Raw genomic sequence first — 17,153 nt, forward strand, 5'->3', positions numbered from 1 at the left:
ATCGACGTCGGGAGTTGTCCACAGGCCCGTCAGGGATCAGTCGTCGAAGCCCCGCGCAGCGAGCGCGTCACCCATGGCATCGGCCCGCCTCAGTGCGCCCACGATGAGCGGGACGGCGAAGGCCCGGGGACTCGCGCCGAGCCCCCGGGCGTGCTGCGCCTCGCGCACGCGGCGTCCCAGGTCGATGATCAGCGGCACGGCGCGGATCGCCAGCTGGAGCATCAGCCCGACGCGCTCCGGGTTGACCCCGACCCGACGCAGCGGGCCGCACACGCGGACGACGACGTCGACGAGGTCGCTGGTGCGGGTCGTCAGCGTCACGAGGTTGGCGAGCAGCACGAGGGCGACGAGGACCCCGACGATGACGAAGGCCCGCTCCCAGCCCGCCACGACGGTCTGGAAGATCCCGAGCGGCACCATGACGATGAGCAGTGGTCGCAGCATCTGCAGGAGCACGCGCACCGGCATCCGCGCGAGGGCGTAGCCGGCGAGCACGAGGACCAGGCCGGCCGCGGTCACCTCGGGCGATCGGACGAAGGGAGAGACCAGCCCGGTGAGCAGCAGGCCGGCGAGCTTGGCTCCTGCGGGCACTCGGTGCAGGACGGAGCGCCCTTCGCGGTAGAGCCCGATCACCGGTCGCGGTCCATGAGGTCGAGGTAGTGGGCGACGGAGTCTGCCGGGGTGCCGTCGTGGACGAGCCGGCTGTCGTCGAAGACGAGCACCCGGTCGAAGTCGGTGAGCAGGTCGAGGTGGTGCGTCACGAGGACGACCTGCTGGGGGAGGGCCCGGACGGCATCGGCGACGCGGCGGGCGTTGCGGATGTCGAGCAGCGTCGTCGGCTCGTCCATGACGAGCAGGTCCGGCTCGGTGACGAGCACTGCGGTCAGCGCGAGCAGCTGCTTCTGCCCACCGCTCAGCAGGTGTGCCGGGTGGGCGCCGCGGCCGTCGAGCCCCTGGGCCGCCAGGGCGGCGTCGACGCGGGCTGCGATCTCGGCCTTGGTCAGCCCGCGGCGCCGCAGGGAGAAGGCGACGTCCTCCGCGACCGTCGGCATGACGATCTGAGCATCGGGGTCGGTGAAGCAGAAGCCGACCCGTTTGCGGACCTCGCGTCCCTGCCCGGCCGTGTCGATCCCGTCGAGGGTGACCGCGCCGTGCTCGGGGACGACGAGCCCGTTGAGCATCCGGGCGAAGGTCGACTTGCCGGACCCGTTGGCCCCGATGACCCCGATCCGAGGCTCCTCGAGGCGGACCGTGAGATCGCGCAGCACCGGTGTGCCACCGTCGAACCCGTGTGTGACGTCCCTGACGTCGATCAGCATGCCTGCACCACCATCGCGACGCCCTGACCGCCGCCGGCGGCGATGGCGGCGAGGCCGATCCGGCCCCCTTCGCGCTGGGTGACGAGCTGGTGGAAGAGCCGCACGGCGAGCACGGCCCCGGACGCACCCCAGGGGTGACCGAGCGCGAGCGCTCCGCCGTCCGCACACACGCGAAGCGGGTCCAGCCCCAGCTCGTCGCAGCACGCGAGGATCTGCCCGGCGAAGGCTTCGTTGAGCTCGATGACGTCGATCTCGTCCAGGCCGACACCGGCGCGTTCGAGCGCGAGCCGGGTGGCGGGGACCAGGCCTCGACCGGGCCGGTCGGGCTGCACCCCGGCTGTGGCGGTACTGAGGATGCGCAGCCCGGGGACCCCGAGACGGGCGTGTGTCGTCTCGTCGACGATCGCCACGGCAGCGGCCCCGTCGCTGATGCCGCAGGAGTTGCCGGCGGTCACCGACCCGTTGTCGCGGAAGGCGGGTCGCAACCTCGCCAGCTTGTCGACGGTGAGCGCGGGCTTCGGACGGTCGTCGCGTGCCACCCCGTCCACGGTGACGATCTCGTCGTCGAAGCAACCCGCGTCGCGAGCCGCCACGGCACGAGCGTGCGAGCGTGCGGCGTACTCGTCCTGGCGTTCCCGGGTCACGCCGGCCTCCAGGGCCAGCAGGTCGTTGGCGAGGCCCATCTCCGGGTCGTCCCACCCTGCAGGGGCGAAGGGAGCGCGCTCGTATCGCTCGGGGTCGGCGCCGTCGACGGGTGGCCAGTGCCGCCACGGAGCGGTGCTCACCGACTCGACCCCACCGGCGAGCGCGGCTCGCGCGCCGCCGCGCACGAGCTGCGCCGCGACGTCGATGGCGGCCAGCCCGCTCGCGCACTGCCGGTCGACCGTCAGGGCCGGCACGGTCACAGGTAGCCCACCGGCCAGCGCTGCGGAGCGCGCGACGTCGCCCCCTGGGCCCATGCAGTTGCCCAGGACGACGTCTGAGATCTCTTGTGCGGCAAGGCCGGAGCGCTCAAGAGTGGCCGCGAGGACGGGGCCGGCGAGGCGGTCGGCGGTCAGGCTCGACAGGGAGCGACCGGCCGTGCCGATGGGGGAGCGGGTCGCGGCGATGATGACGGGGTCGGTCATCGGGACGCCTCGAGGGCCACGCGCACGGCCGCCCGGTCGACCTTGTCGTTGGCGGTCATGGGCAGCGGGTCGAGGTGCAGCCAGCGGCGTGGACGCTGCGCGGGGGTGAGCTGCTCACGGGCGAGGGCGGTCAGGCGGGGCACGTCGCCAGCATCGGTCACCGCGGCAGCGACCACCTCACCGAGGTCGGGGTGCGGCAGTCCGACGACGACGACGTCGCCGGTGGCGAGGGGGCGCAGCACGTGCTCGATGTCAGCGACCCTGACGGTCTCGCCCGCGGTCGTGATGCCGCCGGCGCGACCGTGGACGAGGACCCGGCCGTCGACGACCTCGCCGCGATCGCCGACGCTGGCCCAGCCCCCTTCGGCCTGCAGCTCGTGTTCCGGCTCGAGGTAGCCGTCGCTGACGAAGGGGGAGCGCACCCACAGCTGCTCGTCGCGAGCCTCGACGTCGACGCCGGGGAAGGGGCGCAGCGCGCCAGCGTGCTCCCCCCACGCGACGAGGGAGAGCTCGGCGGCTCCGTAGTAGTGGTGCAACCGCCCGCCGGCGGCACGTACCCGAGCAGCCTCCGCGGCGTCGATCCGGTCGCCCGCCACGACGAGCTCACGGCCGCTGAGGTCGGTGTCGTCGGCGAGGAGGCGGCGCAGGGCGGTCGGGGTGAGGTGGGCGTGCGTGGCGTCGGCGACGCGGGCGACGAGTGTCGCGCCGACGGCGTGCGCGTGGACTGCGGCGAAGAGGTTCATCGTCGCGGTCACCGGTCCGGGGACCCAGACGCGGCTGTCGCGGGTGGTGCCGGTCAGGTCGCTGACGGCGGCGAAGGAGTCGGTCCACGAGGCGGTCGTGCGCACGATCGTGCGTGGGCGGCCGGAGGTGCCGGAGGTGGGCAGGGCGACGCGCAGCCCCCTGTGCTGCGCGTCGCCGAAGGCGGCGACCGGGTCATCGGTGGCGAGCACCTCGACGACCTCGGCCACGGGGGCCTCAGACGAGGGCATCTGCACGCTCCGCGCGGCGTGAGCGGATCAGGCCGGGGTAGGCCGCGTGCACCCCCTTGGCGACGAAGGCGCAGATGACGGCCTTGATGACGTCGCCGGGCATGAAGGGGGCGGCCGCGACGAGTGCTGCGCCGACGCCGAGGTCGAGGCGCACCATCATGCCGAGGACGCCGAGCAGGTTGAGCAGGAGGACACCGCCGAGGATGTTGATGCCGATGCCGGCAGCGACGCGGTAGGGGGTGCCCATGGCATTGGTCATGACGCCGACGCCGAAGGCCGCGATCGGATAGCCGATCAGGTAGCCGACGCTCGGCCCGGCGAAGACCCCGAGACCGCCGCGCCCGCCGGCGAGGAGCGGCAGGCCCAGCGCGACGAGCGCGAGGAAGAGCAGGACGGCCAGGCCGCCACGGCGACCCCCGAGGATGGCGCCGGCGAGCATGACACCCAGCGACTGCGCGGTGATCGGGACGGCATTGCCGAAGGGGGCGACCGCGGGGATGAGGCCGAGGACGGCGATGATGCCGGCGAAGGTGGCGATCTGGGCCAGGTCGCGGCCGGTGTGGCGCTGCGGGGACACGGGGTGCCTTCCGGTCGAGGGAACCCCGATCATGGCATGGTTCGAGTCGTCAGCAGAACACCGTTCAGGTGACATTGTCCACAGGTCCGAAGAATCTCGAGATGCGAAGCGCGCGTAAATGGCTAGCGTTTCTGCTCTGTGGACGGGGGAGGACCGTCCACGTCACCGCCACGCAGTACGAAGGGGGGCACCTTGGACGCCGTCGAGACCGTCGAGACCGAGGTCCGCGAGCTCATCCGACGCTCGGGCCTGGACCCGGTCCGCGAGACCGCGGAGGTCGCCGACCTCGTGCGTGCTGCCGTCACCGACTACGACGAGCGCGCCACCCAGGGCGGGCTGCCGCTGCTCGGCAACTTCGAGGCAGCGGTCAAGTCGGTCCTCGACACGGTCGCCGGCTTCGGGCCCCTGCAGCGCTACTTCGACGACCCCTTCGTCGAGGAGATCTGGATCAACAGCCCCAGCCGGGTCTTCGTCGCCCGCAATGGCGTGTCGGAGCTGACGAGCACGGTGCTCACGGCCGACGAGGTCCGCGACCTCGTCGAGAAGATGCTCAAGTCGTCCGGCCGACGGATCGACCTGTCGTCGCCCTTCGTCGACGCGACATTGCCCGACGGCAGTCGGCTGCACGTCGTCATCCCGGACATCACCCGGGAGCACTGGGCGGTCAACGTCCGCAAGTTCGTCGTCAAGGCCGACCACCTCGACGATCTCGTGCGGCTCGGCACGCTCACCAAGGAGGCCGCAGTCTTCCTGCAGGCCGCGGTGGCGGCAGGTCTCAACGTGCTCGTGGCGGGAGGCACGCAGGCCGGCAAGACGACCCTGCTCAACTGCCTCTCCGCGGCCATCCCGGCGAGGGAGCGGATCGTGACGTGCGAGGAGGTCTTCGAGCTGAAGATCCCGATGCGCGATGTGGTCTCCATGCAGTGCCGGCAGTCCAACCTCGAGGGCATGGGCGAGATTCCGCTGCGCCGGCTCGTCAAGGAGGCGCTGCGCATGCGCCCGTCGCGCATCATCGTCGGCGAGGTGCGCCAGGCCGAGAGCCTCGACCTGCTCATCGCCCTCAACTCCGGACTGCCGGGGATGTGCACGATCCACGCCAACTCGGCTCGCGAGGCCGTCACCAAGATGTGCACCCTCCCACTGCTGGCCGGCGAGAACGTGGGGTCGCGCTTCGTGGTGCCCACCGTCGCCGGGTCGATCGACCTGGTCGTCCACGCGGCGCTCGAAGCCGATGGCATGCGCCGCGTCCGCGAGATCGTGGCGCTGCCAGGGCGGATCGAGAACGACGTCGTCGAGATCAGTGACATCTTCACCACGCGAGAGGGCCGGCTCGTGCGGGCCGACGGCTACCCGCCCCACCGGGACCGCTTCGCTCGCGCCGGATATGACGTGACCGCGCTGCTCGGTGGCGGTCCCTCGTGACCGGGGTGCTGGTCGGGGCACTGCTGGGTGTCGGGCTCTTCCTCATCTGGTGGTCCATGTGGCCCCACGACGAGGAGCGGGTCGCCACGCACCGCGACCACAAGGTCATCCGGCGCCTCCGCGACGATCTCGCGCAGGCCGGTTACCGGGGGATCGGTCCCGCGGGCCTGCTCACAGCGTGCGCGATCGCCTTCGTGCTGATCTTCGTCACCGGCGTCGCGCTGACGCGCGTCCCAGCCATTGCCCTGTGCTTCGCGGTCATGGCGGGGTGGGCTCCGGTCGCCGTCGTCAGCATGCGGGCAAGGGCGCGGCGCGCACACCTGAGGGACCTGTGGCCCGATGCCGTGGACAACGTCACCTCGGCCGTGCGGGCCGGACTGGCTCTGCCAGAGGCCTTGTCCCAGCTGTCGGTCCGTGGTCCGGAGGAGCTGCGTCCTCCATTCGCCGAGTTCGCGAGCGACTACCGCACGACGGGCCGCTTCAACGACTGCCTCGACCGGCTCAAGATCCGCTTGGCCGACCCCGTCGGGGACCGGCTCGTCGAGTCTCTGCGCATCGCCCGCGAGGTGGGTGGCTCGGACCTGGGCTCGCTGCTGCGGACCCTGTCGACCTTCCTCCGCGAGGACGCTCGCACCCGCAGCGAGCTGGAGACACGGCAGTCGTGGACCGTCAATGCAGCCCGCCTGGCCGTGGCGGCGCCGTGGCTCGTCCTCGCGATGCTCTCCACGAGACCAGAGTCTGTTCAGGCGTACAACACCTCGACGGGCGCGCTCGTCCTCGCCGTCGGTGCGGCAGCGACCTTCGTGGCCTACCGGGTCATGGTCCGCATCGGGCGTCTCCCTGAAGAAGAGCGGGTGCTGCGATGACAGATCTCGTGCACTCCGTCGGTCTGGGGCGCAGTGGTGCACTGCTCGGCCTGCTCCTCGCCCTCGGTCTGGCGCTGATCCACCAAGGCTTGCCCCGGCACCGCCGCGCCACCCTGGACGACCGCCTCGCGCCATACCTGCGTGACACCCCCAGGCCCTCGCGGTTGCTGGCCATCGAGGACGTCACCCTCATCGCCGTCATCCCGACCGTGCTGCGGCCCCTGGTCACCGACCTGGCCCGTCGGGTCGAGTCGATCCTGGGTGGCACCGCTTCCGTGCGTCGCCGTCTGCTGCGCTCCGGCAGGACGCCGGACACCGACCACTTCCGGGCCGAGCAGGTCGTGTACGGCTTCGCGGGCGCAGTCCTCGGAGGTGTCCTCGGCGTCGTCTACGTGACGGGGCAGGGGCGCTCGCCGATCTTCTTGCTCGTGCTCGTCCTGCTCGGTTTCGCCATCGGGGTCGTCGTTCGCGACAGCCTGCTCAGCCGTGAGGCAAACCGCCGCGAGGCCCGGATGCTCGCCGAGTTCCCCACAGTGGCAGAGCTGCTCGCGCTCGCCGTCGGTGCAGGGGAGGGCGCGGCAGGTGCCCTCGAGCGTGTTGTCCGCCTCTCTGACGGTGAGCTGTCCGACGAGCTCGGGCGCTGCCTCGCCGACGCCCGAGCCGGTGCGAGCCTGCCGTCAGCGCTGCAGGGTCTGGCCGACCGCACCGGGCTCACCTCGCTCGCGCGGTTCGTCGACGGCATCGTCGTCGCGGTCGAGCGCGGCACCCCTCTGTCCGAGGTATTGCGTGCCCAGGCGCAGGACGTCCGTGAGCAAGGACGCCGGCTGATCATGGAGGCCGGTGGCAAGAAGGAGATCGCGATGATGGTGCCGGTGGTCTTCGGCGTCCTCCCGGTCACGATCCTCTTCGCGCTCTTCCCGGGCCTCGGCTTCTTCCAGTTCCAGATGTGACCAGACAGCACCACGCCACCAAGGAGATTCGCATGACTGACCCACTCATCAAGGCCCATGTCCGCCTGACCGCTACCATCCGTCGCGCGACGGCCCGACTCGACGACGAGACCGGTGACGTCCCCGGCTGGGTCCTCATCACCCTCATGACCGCGGCCCTCGTGACCGGTATCTGGGCGATTGCGGGCGAGCAGCTGAAGACCATGTTCGAGAGCGCCCTCAACGGCGTCACCGGACCCGACCAGGTCCACGATTGATCGGTGCCCCGCGTCTGGACGATGACCGCGGATCGGCGGTCGTCGACTTCACCCTGACCTCGACGCTGCTCCTCTTCATCTTCCTCGCGGTCTTCCAGCTGGGGCTCACCCTGCACGTGCGCAACACGTTGATCTCGTGCGCGAGCGAGGGCGCGAGATACGGCGCCCGCGAGGGTTCGTCGGCTCAGCAGGGGGAGGACCGCACGAGGGATCTGATCGGCCGGTCGCTGTCGCCACGGTACGCACGCAGCGTGACCTCGAGTACCGCGTCGACGAGCTCTGGCGTGGAGGTGCTCGTCATCGACGTCTCGGCCCCGGTACCCGTGGTCGGGCTCTTCGGGCCCGGTGGAGGACTCGACGTCTCGGGCCGCGCCTTCCTGGAGTCCCAGTGAGTGGCCCGCTCCCGTCCGCCCGTGACCGCCTGGCTGACGAAGGGGGGACTGCCGTCATCGAGTTCGTCTGGCTGGCGGTTCTGCTGCTCGTCCCGCTCATCTATCTGGTCCTGTGCCTCGCCCGTCTGCAGGCGGGGTCCTATGCCGTGACCCAGGCTGCGCGCGAGTCGGCACGTGCCTTCGTCACCGCATCCGACGACGCTTCGGCAGACGCCCGTTCCCATGCCGCAGCCGACATCGCCTTCGAGGACCAGGGCTTCGCCGGTGGCGGGTCGCTCACGGTGAGCTGCTCCGCGACGCCGTGCTTGTCACCGGGGGAGTCGGTGACGACGCGGGCAGCGGTGAGCGTCCCCCTTCCGCTCGTCCCGGCATTCTTGGGCGACTCGGTGCCCTTGCAGATCCCGGTCTCCGCGACTCAGGTGGCTCCCGTGCCGCGGTACGAGGTCCGATGACCTCCCTTCGACATGCCGTGCGCACGCGGTGGCGTGACGACCGCGGGCAGCTGAGCGTCCTCGTCCTCGGGCTGACCGTCATCGCGATGACCCTGATCATCGGAGGGTTGGCGGTCACCTCCGTGCAGATCTCTCGCATGCGGCTGCTCGACGTGGCCGACTCCGCCGCGCTCGGAGCCACCGATGACGGTGCCGAGAGGATCTATGACGAAGGGGTGGGGGCCGACCTTCCGCTCGACGACACCACTGTCCGCGAGAGCGCAGCGACCCACCTGTCCGAGAGGTCACGTCCCCACGGGCTGGAGAGCTGGGCGGTCGCGCCGGGAACCGGCAGCCCTGACGGACGCACCGCCGTCGTGGTGTTGACGGGGGAGGCGGACCTGCCCCTCATCGGCGGTCTGCTGCAGTCGATGGGTGGGTCGGTCACGGTGACTGTCGAGTCGAGGGCCCGGGCTGGCGTCGTCTCCGACCAGGAGTGAGCAGCGACGGTCGGCTGGGGGCGTCCCTCCGCCTCGCGCGGTCGTCGCAACCCAACCTCGAGCCTGCTGCGCTCCCACGTGACAGTCCGAGGTGACACGATGACGGCGCGGGGAGACCGCACCATTCGTTCGGGAGAGGCACGCGCGTGGAGCAGGAGCTGTCTGGGGATAAGTCCCTGACGCATGGGGCCGACGAGGATGAGTCCACCGAAGCCGGGTCGACCTCCGGCCCGACGGTCGAGTCCGAGATCACGGACGAGCCGAGCGGCACCGATTCAGCAGCAGCTGAGCCAGCTGCCACCGACCGCGGGGACACCGACGAGGTCGTCCACACCAGCGACGGCGAGGTCATCCCCGAGCACGTGGCGGCGTCCGACGCCGAGACGATCCCGGTGAGCGAGCTGCGCACACCCGAGCGAGAGCACGAGCACGACGAGCTCCCGATCAAGGCGAGGGTCTCGCTGCCCCCGACCCTCACCCTTCTCCTCGGCCTGGCTGCCACCGTCATCGCGATCGCCGGTCTCAAGCAGGTTGCCGGCATCGTCGCCCCGACCTTCCTCGCTGCAACGCTGATCATCGCCGTCTACCCGATCTACAAGACGCTGCGCCGTTTCCTCGGGGGAGCGATCGCCGGGCTGCTGCTCATCGTGATCCTCTACGGGATCCTCGCGGCACTGGGCGCCTCGATCGGCATCGCCGCCAGCAAGTTCGCCTCCGAGCTCGCCCGGCCCGAGTACACGAGCACCTTCACCGGCATCGTCTCCGACGGTCGCGACTTCCTGACCTCCAAGGGGATCGAGGCCCAGGAGATCGACGACGCGATCGCCAACTTCGACCTGCGCAACCTCACCGGCCTCGCGAGCTCGCTGGCCAACACGGTCACCGGACTGACCACGACCATGCTCTTCCTGCTGACGGTGATGATCTTCCTCGTCATGGACGCCGGTGGGTTCGCTCGGCGCCTCGCGGCGATCCACCGGCACAAGCCGGATGTCGCCGATGCGCTCGTCGACTTCGGCTACCGGGTGCGCAAGTACTGGATCGTCTCGACGGTCTTCGGTGTCATCGTCGCCGTCATCGACTACCTGGCGCTGATGTGGCTCGGCGTGCCGCTCGCGATGACCTTCGGCCTCTTGTCCTTCGTGACCAACTACATCCCCAACATCGGCTTCGTCCTCGGCCTGATACCGCCGGCCTTCATCGCGCTGCTCTCCGGAGGGGTGTCGACGATGGTGTGGGTCATCGTCGTGTACTCCGTCGCCAACTTCCTCATCCAGACGATCCTGCAGCCGAAGTTCACGGGGGACGCGGTCGGCATCAACGGCAGCACCGCCTTCTTGTCGCTCGTGTTCTGGGCCTACGTCTTCGGCGCGCTCGGTGCCCTGCTCGCGATCCCCTTCACGCTCCTCTTCAAGAGCCTGCTCATCGATCGGGACCCCAGCGCTCGGTGGGTCAACCAGTTCATCGCCAGCTCCCCGGAGGAGGGGACGAGCGCGCAGCCCCTGTGACTTCGGGGTGTCGTGGGCGCCTGAGTATGGACTGCTCAGCCCGGCGCGCAGGTCACGTCGTCGACGACGTCATTCGGTGTCGTGAACCGTCATGTCGCCCCGCGTGAGGTTGGTCGTCTCACCGGATGACCCCTGGCCATGGTCACGGACAACCACGGGACATCGGGCAGGTTGCGGGACCCGCGAACGTGCCCGATGGCCGTGAGCGCGGGTGGTGGCCGCGGACAGCGCCTGCCGTAAGGTGCCTGCTGTGGCTGTCGACTTCGAGTTCGAGATCAAGAACCTCCGCACGACCATGGGCTCGGTGCGTGAGGTCACGGACGTCCCTGCCCTCGAGGTGCAGATCACGGATCTGGAGGAGCAGGCCGCCGCTCCCGACCTGTGGGATGACCCGGACAAGGCTCAGGGCGTGACCTCGGCGCTGTCCCGGGCCAACCACGAGCTCGAGCGAATCAACACCATGGACGCGCGGATCGACGATCTCGAGGCCCTCGTCGAGCTCGGCCAGGAAGAGCACGACGCCGAGACGCTCACCGAGGCCGAGGACGAGCTGGCCAAGATCGCCAAGGCGGTCGGCCTGCTCGAGGTCCGGACGCTGCTGTCGGGGGAGTACGACGAGCGCGAGGCCGTCGTCTCCATTCGCTCCGGCGCCGGTGGCGTCGATGCCGCGGACTTCGCCGAGATGCTCATGCGCATGTACCTGCGCTGGGCCGAGCGCCACGGTTACCCGACCAAGGTCATGGACACCTCCTACGCGGAGGAGGCGGGGCTGAAGTCCGCCACCTTCGAGGTCAACGTCCCGTACGCCTATGGCAACCTCTCGGTCGAAGCCGGGACCCACCGTCTCGTGCGCATCTCGCCCTTCGACAACCAGGGCCGCCGCCAGACCTCCTTCGCTGCCGTCGAGGTCATCCCGCTCATCGAGAGCACCGATTCCATCGACATCCCGGACAACGAGTTGAAGATCGACGTCTTCCGTTCCTCGGGCCCGGGCGGCCAGTCGGTCAACACCACCGACTCCGCCGTGCGCATGACGCACATCCCGACCGGCATCGTCGTGTCGATGCAGAACGAGAAGTCGCAGATCCAGAACCGGGCCGCGGCCCTGCGCGTCATGCAGTCACGACTGCTCCTGGCCAAGAAGGCCGAGGAGGCCGCCGAGCGCAAAGAGCTCGCCGGTGACGTCAAGGCGAGCTGGGGCGACCAGATGCGCTCCTACGTGCTGAACCCCTACCAGATGGTCAAGGACCTGCGCACCGAGCACGAGACCGGCAACCCCTCCGGCGTCTTCGATGGTGAGATCGACGCCTTCATCGAGGCTGGTATCCGCTGGCGCATCGAGCAGGCCAAGTCCGACGACTGATCCTCGGGGGAATCGTTCGATGGGTGGGGAACCCGGCTCGTCGGACGTTGCCGTCGCACGCTCGAAGGTGATCACGCGGAAAGAACTGCGTGACTGGTTCTGGCCTCTGAATGCGGCGCAGCCCCCGGACGAGCATCAATACTTACCGTTTCGGAGAGTATGGGCCTGTCGATGATGGGATACTCGACTCGCAATGACAGGCCACGTTGGTTAACGTCGCCTCGTCGAGGCAGGACGAGCAGGGGGAGCACCAACAGATGACCGCAGGACCGCAGACCGAGGTGCCCGCGCATCCGGCTGTCCCGCCCGCGCCCGAGCAGGTCGGGGCCGTCAAGCCTCGTCGCAACGTGCGCCTGGTGCTTCTCGGAGTGGCTTTGGCCGTTGTTTTCGCGCTCCTTGCCGTCTGGGCCGTGAACCGCGCCGGGGAGGCTCGCAGCGTCGTTGTCGTCAGCAAGGACATCCGCGCTGGGGACCAGATCGCCTCCTCCGACCTGGCCACGACCCAGCTGCGTGGTGGTGAAGACGTGGAGACGGTGCCGTCCTCCAAGCTCAACTCTCTCGTCGGCAAGCGCGCAGAGCAGGCCATGCCGGCCGGGACGCTTGTCACCGAGTCCGACTTCGAAAACCGCATCACCCCCCGGTCGGGAGATGCCATCGTCCCCATCGCCGTCACCTCCGGTCAGTTCCCGGCCAGCGGTCTGCAGCGCGGCGACGTGGTCCGTGTGGTCGTGACCGGTGGCGGTCAGAACATCGAGGGCCTCGAGCCCGGGACATCCTTCAGCGGGGTCGTCCTCGCCCTGGGGACGCCCGACGACAAGGGAGGCATGACGGTCGACGTCTCCATCTCATCGGCCGACGCCCCGTCCGCGGCGGCAGCTGCCGGTACCGGCCGGATCGCCATCATCAATGTCGCACCGGGCGGCACGGGTCAGGAAGGCTGACTCGTGGCCCTGCACATCCTCACCTCCCTCAGCGGGTCACCGGGCGTCACCTCGACTGCCATGACCTGGGCCCAGGTCAGCGACCGGCCGACCCTGCTCGTCGAGGCCGACCCGGCGGGCGGCTCGCCGATGCTGTGCATCGGATGGGGCGGGTCGCACCCGCACAACAGGTCGATCCTCGACCTGGCCGCTCATCCACCCGGCGAGTACGTCGAGAGGATCTGGGAACTCGCGATCCCGCTGCCCGGGCGCGAGCGTAAGGCCTGGCTGGTGCCCACCGTGGGCACGACCGCGCAGATGCGGTCCCTGATGAGCGTCTTCGGTCCGCTGGGCGAGGCGCTCGCGCGCATCAGCCGCGACAGCCATGTCGATGTCCTCGTGGACCTCGGCCGGCTCGGCGCAGCAGGCGCATCCACGCAGCTGTGGGCGCACGCCGACACCGTCCTGCTCTTCACCGACAGCACGCTGCAGGCGCTCAACACCCTCGCCGTCGGTGCCCCGTCGCTCGTGGACGAGCTCGATGGCATCGGAGCGCGGCACCGGCTCGCGGTCGTCCCCGTCCTCGGCGACGAGAAGGGAGCCTCCAACCGTCCGTACGGGATGCGCGAGATCAGCGGCATCACCGGCGGAGTCACCGTCCTGCCCGGTGTCGCACGCGATACCAAGGCCGCAGGGTCGCGCACCTGGGGCAAGCGAGGTCGGTACCCGGTCAGCGTCAAGCGGCTCATCGCCAGCGTTGACCAGCACGCTCGCGCGGCCAATGACGTCATGGGCGTCGGGGGAGCCACCGCATGAGCCCCAAGTCGACGCCTGATCCGACCCAACCAACGGACCTGCCGATCTTCGCCCAGCGTCCGGCGCCCCCTTCGCGGGCACTCGGAGGGGCCGCTCCCTTCGCCCAGCGTCAAGGGGCCATGCCTCCGCCCCCACCGCCTGCCTCCTACGGCTCGACGCCGCAGACGCCCGGCGCCCACGCGGCACCCGAGTCCACAGCTCCGCGCTCGACGCTGCGAGCGAACCAGCCACCGGCGCCAGCAGGCGAAGTCGCCCACGCCGACAACGAGGACCGGGGTCCGGTCGGCAGTCGTCAGTACCAGATCCGCGAGGCGCTCGACCGGCTCAAGCGAGTGGACTGGGCAGCGGTCCAGCACCTGCGCAGCCAGGTCAGCGCTGCGCTGACCCTCGTGTCGGAGGACACCGTCCTCGATGAGTCGCGCCACCGCACGACAGTCACTCGGATGACCATGCAGGCCATCGACGACTGGTCCCAGGACCGCATCGCACGCGGCGAGGGTGTGGTCTCCCTCGACGCCCAGGCGGCGCTGCGCGAGGCAGTGCTCGACTCGATGTTCGGGGCAGGGCGGCTGCAGCCGCTCCTCGACCTCCCGGGGATCGAGAACATCGAGATCGAGGGCCACGACGGAGTCACCCTCGAGTTCAGCGATGGCTCCCTCGAGGCGGGTCCGCCTGTCGCCGACAGCGACGCCGACCTCATCACCGAGATCCAGCACATCGCGCGCACGTCAGCCACGGGCGAGCAGCAGTTCTCCATGGTCCGTCCGTGGCTGCGCCTCGCGCTGCCCGACGGCTCGCGCATGGCGGCCGAGGCGTGGCTGTCGCACCGCCCCTCCATCACGATCCGCAAGCACCCCTACATCGACACCGACCTGGCCCAGATGAAGGAGCTCGGGGCGATCGACGACTCCCTGCAAGCCTTCCTCTCCGCCGCGATCCGCGCCGGCAAGAACGTCATGGTGTCCGGGGACGCCGGATCGGGCAAGACCACCCTCGTGCGTGCCCTGCTCAACGAGCTCGACCCGCGTGAGCGACTGGCGACCATCGAGGCCCAGTACGAGTTGCTCATGCACCGCCTGCCCGAACGACACCACCGGGTGTGGGCGGCTGAGGCCCAAGGCGGGGGAGAAGTGGGCGCCGACGGCCGTCCCGTCGGCGAGGTGACCCTGACCAGGCTCATCGAGCTCAGTCTGCAGAAGAACGTCACTCGCATCGTCGTCGGCGAAGTGGTCGGAGAAGAGGTCATGGCGATGATGGAGGCCATGCAGGGCGGCCGCGGCTCGATCTCGACCGTGCACGCCCACTCGGCCCTCGACACCGTCGAACGCCTCGTCACCCTCATCACCCGCGCCCGGAGCAATGTCGACACCTCCTTCGGGTACCGCCTCGTCGCGCAGAACGTCGACCTCGTCGTCCACGTCGGTCTCGTCGACGAGTCGCACCTCGACGGCGGCCGCAAGTGGCGCCACGTCGACGAGGTCGTGGCCCTGGAGGTCTCCCGCGACACTCACGTGGCCCACACCCGGATCTTCTCCCCGGACGACTTCGGTCGGGCCTGCCCGACCGGTCAGCTGCCGGAGTGGATCAACGACATCGAGCGACACGGGTTCGACGCCGGTTGGCTGGACCCCGCAGCGAGCACCTGGGGCGCTCCGCCCGAGCTGCTCATCCGGCACAGGACGGCGTGATGACCGGCTTGGCGATCATTGCCGCACTCGGTCTCGCCGCGGCCCTCACTCTCATCGCCGCGGGGCTGACGACGCCACCCCGGGCTCCGACGCGTCCGCGTGCCCGCCGCAAGCAGAGCGCGACCTTCAGCCCCGTCGACCGTCGCAACCTCGCCATCGGTGGCGTGGTCGGCCTCCTGCTGGCCCTCTACGGGTGGGTCATCGCATTGATCATCTTCCCCGTCTTTGCCGTGGCTCTTCCGTGGCTGATGCGCATCGACCGAGGCACGACCCCCGAGCAGCTCGAGGCGGTCGAGGAGTGGGTCCGCTCCCTCTCGGGTGTCATCGGTGCGGGTCAGGGCATCGCCGGCGCGATCATCGCGACCCGGGTGTCATGCCCCGACCAGATCCGACCCCAGGTCGACCTGCTCATCAGCCGCATCCACGCCCGCAGGCCCCTGGCGGACGCCCTGTACGCCTTCGCCGACGACGTCGACAACCAGATCGGCGACTTCGTCGCGACGGCCCTGATCCAGGCCGCCCAGCACGAGGGTGCTGGCCTGCGTGAGGCACTCGGCGGGATCGCCGCCGACGTCACCGAGGAGGTGCGTGCTCGGCGCGACATCGAGGCCTCGCGCGCCGGTGCGCGCACTCAGGCCCGACTCATCACCGTCGTGGTCATCGGCGTGCTGGCCCTCTTCGTCTTCTTCACGCCCATCGGGGCGCAGTACCGCTCACCCAACGGTCAAGCCGGTCTGCTGATCCTGTCCTTCCTCTTCCTCGGAGCCCTGTACTGGCTCAAGCGGGTGGCGACGGTCAAGCCCCTCGCTCGCTTCCTCGTGCGTCCCGTCGTGACGGACGTACAGCGATGAGCCCGCTGGTGCTGGCCATGGCGATCTCGGCGATCGCGGGTATCGGCGTGGCACTGGTCGTTGCCGGGCTCACACCCGCGAAGCCCGACCTGAGTGCAGCGGTCGACCGGATGCGCCCCCGGACGCTACGGGAGAGCCGGGCCACGCAGGTCGTGCCGACGGACCGGACGCGGACCGAGACCATCGGAGCCTGGGCGCGGCACCGCACCGATCGGTATGCCGTCCTCAAGGCCCCGCTCGAGGACCTCGAGCTCCTGCAGGTCCCGGTCGAGGAGCACTACGGCAAGAAGGCGATCGCGGCCGGCGCCGCCCTCGTCGGCTGCACCCTGCTGCCGATGGTCCTCGGATTCGGCTTCGTCATCCCCTTCGGCATCGGTCTGGCCTTCGCGGTCTTCGCCTGGTTCGTGCCTGACCTGACGGTCCGAGACCGCGCCAAGAACAGTCGTGAGGACTTCGCCTACGCGGCGGTCTCCTACCTGCGCCTGGTCGCCATCGCTCGACGGGCCGGGCTCGGCCTCGTCGCCTCGCTCGACTCCGCCGCCCGCAAGTCGGACTCGTGGATGTTCTTGCGCATCCGCGAGGAGCTGCGTCTGGCGCGGTGGTCCGGCGAGACGTCGTGGGACGCCTTGGAGCGGTTGGCCGGACGGACCAAGGTGCCCGAGCTGAAGGAGGTCGCCGACATCATCCGTCTCGCCAACGACTCCGGAGCGAGCGTCAGCGACAACCTGCTCGCGCGCGCTGCCTCCATGCGTGATCGGCTGCTCACCCGGGAGCAGACCGCCGCCAACTCGGCCACGAGCTCGATGGGCATCCCCCTCGCGGCTCTGGCCGTCCTCTTCCTCATCGCCATGCTCATCCCCGCTGCCATGCAGCTCTCCCCAGGCTGAACCATCCGACCTTCGGCACACTAGACACCAACACATCAGGAGGAACCCGTGATTCGCTCGCTCGTCTTCATCTCCATGCTCTGCATGGCCCCCGTCCGTCACCTCGACCGCGCGCTCGAGGCGCGTGGTCAGGACCCGGAAGCCGGCCTGACCACCCTCGAGTACGTCATCCTCGGCGCTCTGGTCCTGGCTGTCGTGGTCACTGTCGCCGCCGTCATCACGGGCAACCTCGAGAGCTGGGCCAACCAGATCCCGAGCCCCTGAGAGAGCTCGCGACGGTGAATCCA

Annotated in this window: 20 protein-coding genes; 15 read left to right on the forward strand and 5 right to left on the reverse strand. The window is 69.9% G+C overall.

The genetic code is table 11. From position 1 onward, the window contains the following. Positions 1-36: 36 nt before the first annotated feature. The 5 genes from ASG73_RS08670 to ASG73_RS08690 are packed head-to-tail and all read right to left on the reverse strand — an operon-like array spanning position 37 to position 4,015. Positions 37-633, reverse strand: a complete 597-nt coding sequence (locus tag ASG73_RS08670; RefSeq protein WP_055993557.1) for an energy-coupling factor transporter transmembrane component T family protein — start codon at positions 631-633, stop codon at positions 37-39. Next, positions 630-1,319: an energy-coupling factor ABC transporter ATP-binding protein gene (locus tag ASG73_RS08675; protein WP_156466219.1), complete on the reverse strand. Its 690-nt coding sequence runs from the start codon at positions 1,317-1,319 to the stop codon at positions 630-632. Before ASG73_RS08675 ends, ASG73_RS08670 begins: the two co-directional genes overlap by 4 nt. After that, the gene (locus tag ASG73_RS08680) at positions 1,313-2,446 is read right to left on the reverse strand and encodes a thiolase family protein (protein ID WP_055993558.1); all 1,134 of its coding nucleotides are present in this window, start codon (positions 2,444-2,446) and stop codon (positions 1,313-1,315) included. The genes ASG73_RS08675 and ASG73_RS08680 overlap by 7 nt, the downstream gene beginning before the upstream one ends. After that, positions 2,443-3,438, reverse strand: coding sequence for an AMP-binding protein (locus tag ASG73_RS08685; RefSeq protein ID WP_055993560.1), 996 nt, complete (start codon positions 3,436-3,438; stop codon positions 2,443-2,445). The genes ASG73_RS08680 and ASG73_RS08685 overlap by 4 nt, the downstream gene beginning before the upstream one ends. Continuing rightward, positions 3,425-4,015, reverse strand: coding sequence for a biotin transporter BioY (locus ASG73_RS08690; protein ID WP_200946737.1), 591 nt, complete (start codon positions 4,013-4,015; stop codon positions 3,425-3,427). The genes ASG73_RS08685 and ASG73_RS08690 overlap by 14 nt, the downstream gene beginning before the upstream one ends. A gap of 192 nt (positions 4,016-4,207) precedes the next feature. Here ASG73_RS08690 and ASG73_RS08695 point away from each other — a divergent pair, with 192 nt between their 5' ends. The 15 genes from ASG73_RS08695 to ASG73_RS08765 all read left to right on the forward strand — a co-directional run bounded on the left by ASG73_RS08695 (position 4,208) and on the right by ASG73_RS08765 (position 17,130). After that, on the forward strand, positions 4,208-5,437 hold the full coding sequence (locus tag ASG73_RS08695; RefSeq protein WP_055993565.1) for a CpaF family protein: 1,230 nt from the start codon (positions 4,208-4,210) through the stop codon (positions 5,435-5,437). Then, positions 5,434-6,303 (forward strand): type II secretion system F family protein, encoded by an 870-nt coding sequence (locus ASG73_RS08700; protein ID WP_055993567.1) that lies wholly within the window; start codon positions 5,434-5,436, stop codon positions 6,301-6,303. The genes ASG73_RS08695 and ASG73_RS08700 overlap by 4 nt, the downstream gene beginning before the upstream one ends. Beyond that, positions 6,300-7,253: a type II secretion system F family protein gene (locus ASG73_RS08705; protein ID WP_055993571.1), complete on the forward strand. Its 954-nt coding sequence runs from the start codon at positions 6,300-6,302 to the stop codon at positions 7,251-7,253. The genes ASG73_RS08700 and ASG73_RS08705 overlap by 4 nt, the downstream gene beginning before the upstream one ends. A 32-nt stretch (positions 7,254-7,285) precedes the next feature. Continuing rightward, complete coding sequence (locus tag ASG73_RS08710; protein WP_055993573.1) at positions 7,286-7,510, forward strand: hypothetical protein; 225 nt, start codon at positions 7,286-7,288, stop codon at positions 7,508-7,510. After that, positions 7,507-7,902, forward strand: a complete 396-nt coding sequence (locus ASG73_RS08715; protein ID WP_156466220.1) for a TadE/TadG family type IV pilus assembly protein — start codon at positions 7,507-7,509, stop codon at positions 7,900-7,902. The genes ASG73_RS08710 and ASG73_RS08715 overlap by 4 nt, the downstream gene beginning before the upstream one ends. Next, entirely contained in the window at positions 7,899-8,354 is a 456-nt protein-coding gene (locus ASG73_RS08720; RefSeq protein WP_055993576.1) for a TadE/TadG family type IV pilus assembly protein, read from the forward strand. Before ASG73_RS08715 ends, ASG73_RS08720 begins: the two co-directional genes overlap by 4 nt. Further along, positions 8,351-8,833, forward strand: a complete 483-nt coding sequence (locus ASG73_RS08725) for a pilus assembly protein TadG-related protein (protein WP_156466221.1) — start codon at positions 8,351-8,353, stop codon at positions 8,831-8,833. The genes ASG73_RS08720 and ASG73_RS08725 overlap by 4 nt, the downstream gene beginning before the upstream one ends. Before the next feature lie 146 nt (positions 8,834-8,979). Continuing rightward, on the forward strand, positions 8,980-10,341 hold the full coding sequence (locus ASG73_RS08730) for an AI-2E family transporter (protein ID WP_055993582.1): 1,362 nt from the start codon (positions 8,980-8,982) through the stop codon (positions 10,339-10,341). Between the two features lie 250 nt (positions 10,342-10,591). Then, positions 10,592-11,704, forward strand: coding sequence for a peptide chain release factor 2 (prfB, locus tag ASG73_RS08735; protein ID WP_055993585.1), 1,113 nt, complete (start codon positions 10,592-10,594; stop codon positions 11,702-11,704). A 257-nt stretch (positions 11,705-11,961) separates the two neighbouring features. Then, on the forward strand, positions 11,962-12,645 hold the full coding sequence (locus tag ASG73_RS08740; protein ID WP_055993588.1) for an SAF domain-containing protein: 684 nt from the start codon (positions 11,962-11,964) through the stop codon (positions 12,643-12,645). Between the two features lie 3 nt (positions 12,646-12,648). Then, a complete protein-coding gene (locus tag ASG73_RS08745) occupies positions 12,649-13,440 on the forward strand; it encodes a hypothetical protein (protein ID WP_055993591.1) in 792 nt (263 codons plus the stop codon). Continuing rightward, a complete protein-coding gene (locus tag ASG73_RS08750; RefSeq protein WP_082567108.1) occupies positions 13,437-15,128 on the forward strand; it encodes a CpaF family protein in 1,692 nt (563 codons plus the stop codon). Before ASG73_RS08745 ends, ASG73_RS08750 begins: the two co-directional genes overlap by 4 nt. Beyond that, positions 15,128-15,979: a type II secretion system F family protein gene (locus ASG73_RS08755; protein ID WP_055993597.1), complete on the forward strand. Its 852-nt coding sequence runs from the start codon at positions 15,128-15,130 to the stop codon at positions 15,977-15,979. The genes ASG73_RS08750 and ASG73_RS08755 overlap by 1 nt, the downstream gene beginning before the upstream one ends. Beyond that, complete coding sequence (locus tag ASG73_RS08760) at positions 15,976-16,866, forward strand: type II secretion system F family protein (protein ID WP_082567109.1); 891 nt, start codon at positions 15,976-15,978, stop codon at positions 16,864-16,866. The genes ASG73_RS08755 and ASG73_RS08760 overlap by 4 nt, the downstream gene beginning before the upstream one ends. 48 nt (positions 16,867-16,914) lie before the next feature. Then, positions 16,915-17,130 carry a hypothetical protein gene (locus ASG73_RS08765; protein WP_055993602.1) on the forward strand — a complete coding sequence of 72 codons (216 nt, stop codon included), beginning with the start codon at positions 16,915-16,917 and terminating at the stop codon, positions 17,128-17,130. Positions 17,131-17,153: the final 23 nt, after the last annotated feature.

It is taken from the genome of Janibacter sp. Soil728 (assembly GCF_001428305.1).
Classification (GTDB): Bacteria; Actinomycetota; Actinomycetes; order Actinomycetales; family Dermatophilaceae; genus Janibacter.

Excerpts from the sequence above, each read along its gene's own strand:
- ASG73_RS08680 (WP_055993558.1), bottom strand. The coding sequence starts at position 2,446 with ATGACCGACCCCGTCATCATCGCCGCGACCCGCTCCCCCATCGGCACG.
- ASG73_RS08755 (WP_055993597.1), top strand. The coding sequence starts at position 15,128 with ATGACCGGCTTGGCGATCATTGCCGCACTCGGTCTCGCCGCGGCCCTC.
- ASG73_RS08740 (WP_055993588.1), top strand. The coding sequence starts at position 11,962 with ATGACCGCAGGACCGCAGACCGAGGTGCCCGCGCATCCGGCTGTCCCG.
- ASG73_RS08685 (WP_055993560.1), bottom strand. The coding sequence starts at position 3,438 with ATGCCCTCGTCTGAGGCCCCCGTGGCCGAGGTCGTCGAGGTGCTCGCC.
- ASG73_RS08760 (WP_082567109.1), top strand. The coding sequence starts at position 15,976 with ATGAGCCCGCTGGTGCTGGCCATGGCGATCTCGGCGATCGCGGGTATC.
- ASG73_RS08675 (WP_156466219.1), bottom strand. The coding sequence starts at position 1,319 with ATGCTGATCGACGTCAGGGACGTCACACACGGGTTCGACGGTGGCACA.
- ASG73_RS08750 (WP_082567108.1), top strand. The coding sequence starts at position 13,437 with ATGAGCCCCAAGTCGACGCCTGATCCGACCCAACCAACGGACCTGCCG.
- ASG73_RS08705 (WP_055993571.1), top strand. The coding sequence starts at position 6,300 with ATGACAGATCTCGTGCACTCCGTCGGTCTGGGGCGCAGTGGTGCACTG.
- ASG73_RS08710 (WP_055993573.1), top strand. The coding sequence starts at position 7,286 with ATGACTGACCCACTCATCAAGGCCCATGTCCGCCTGACCGCTACCATC.
- ASG73_RS08725 (WP_156466221.1), top strand. The coding sequence starts at position 8,351 with ATGACCTCCCTTCGACATGCCGTGCGCACGCGGTGGCGTGACGACCGC.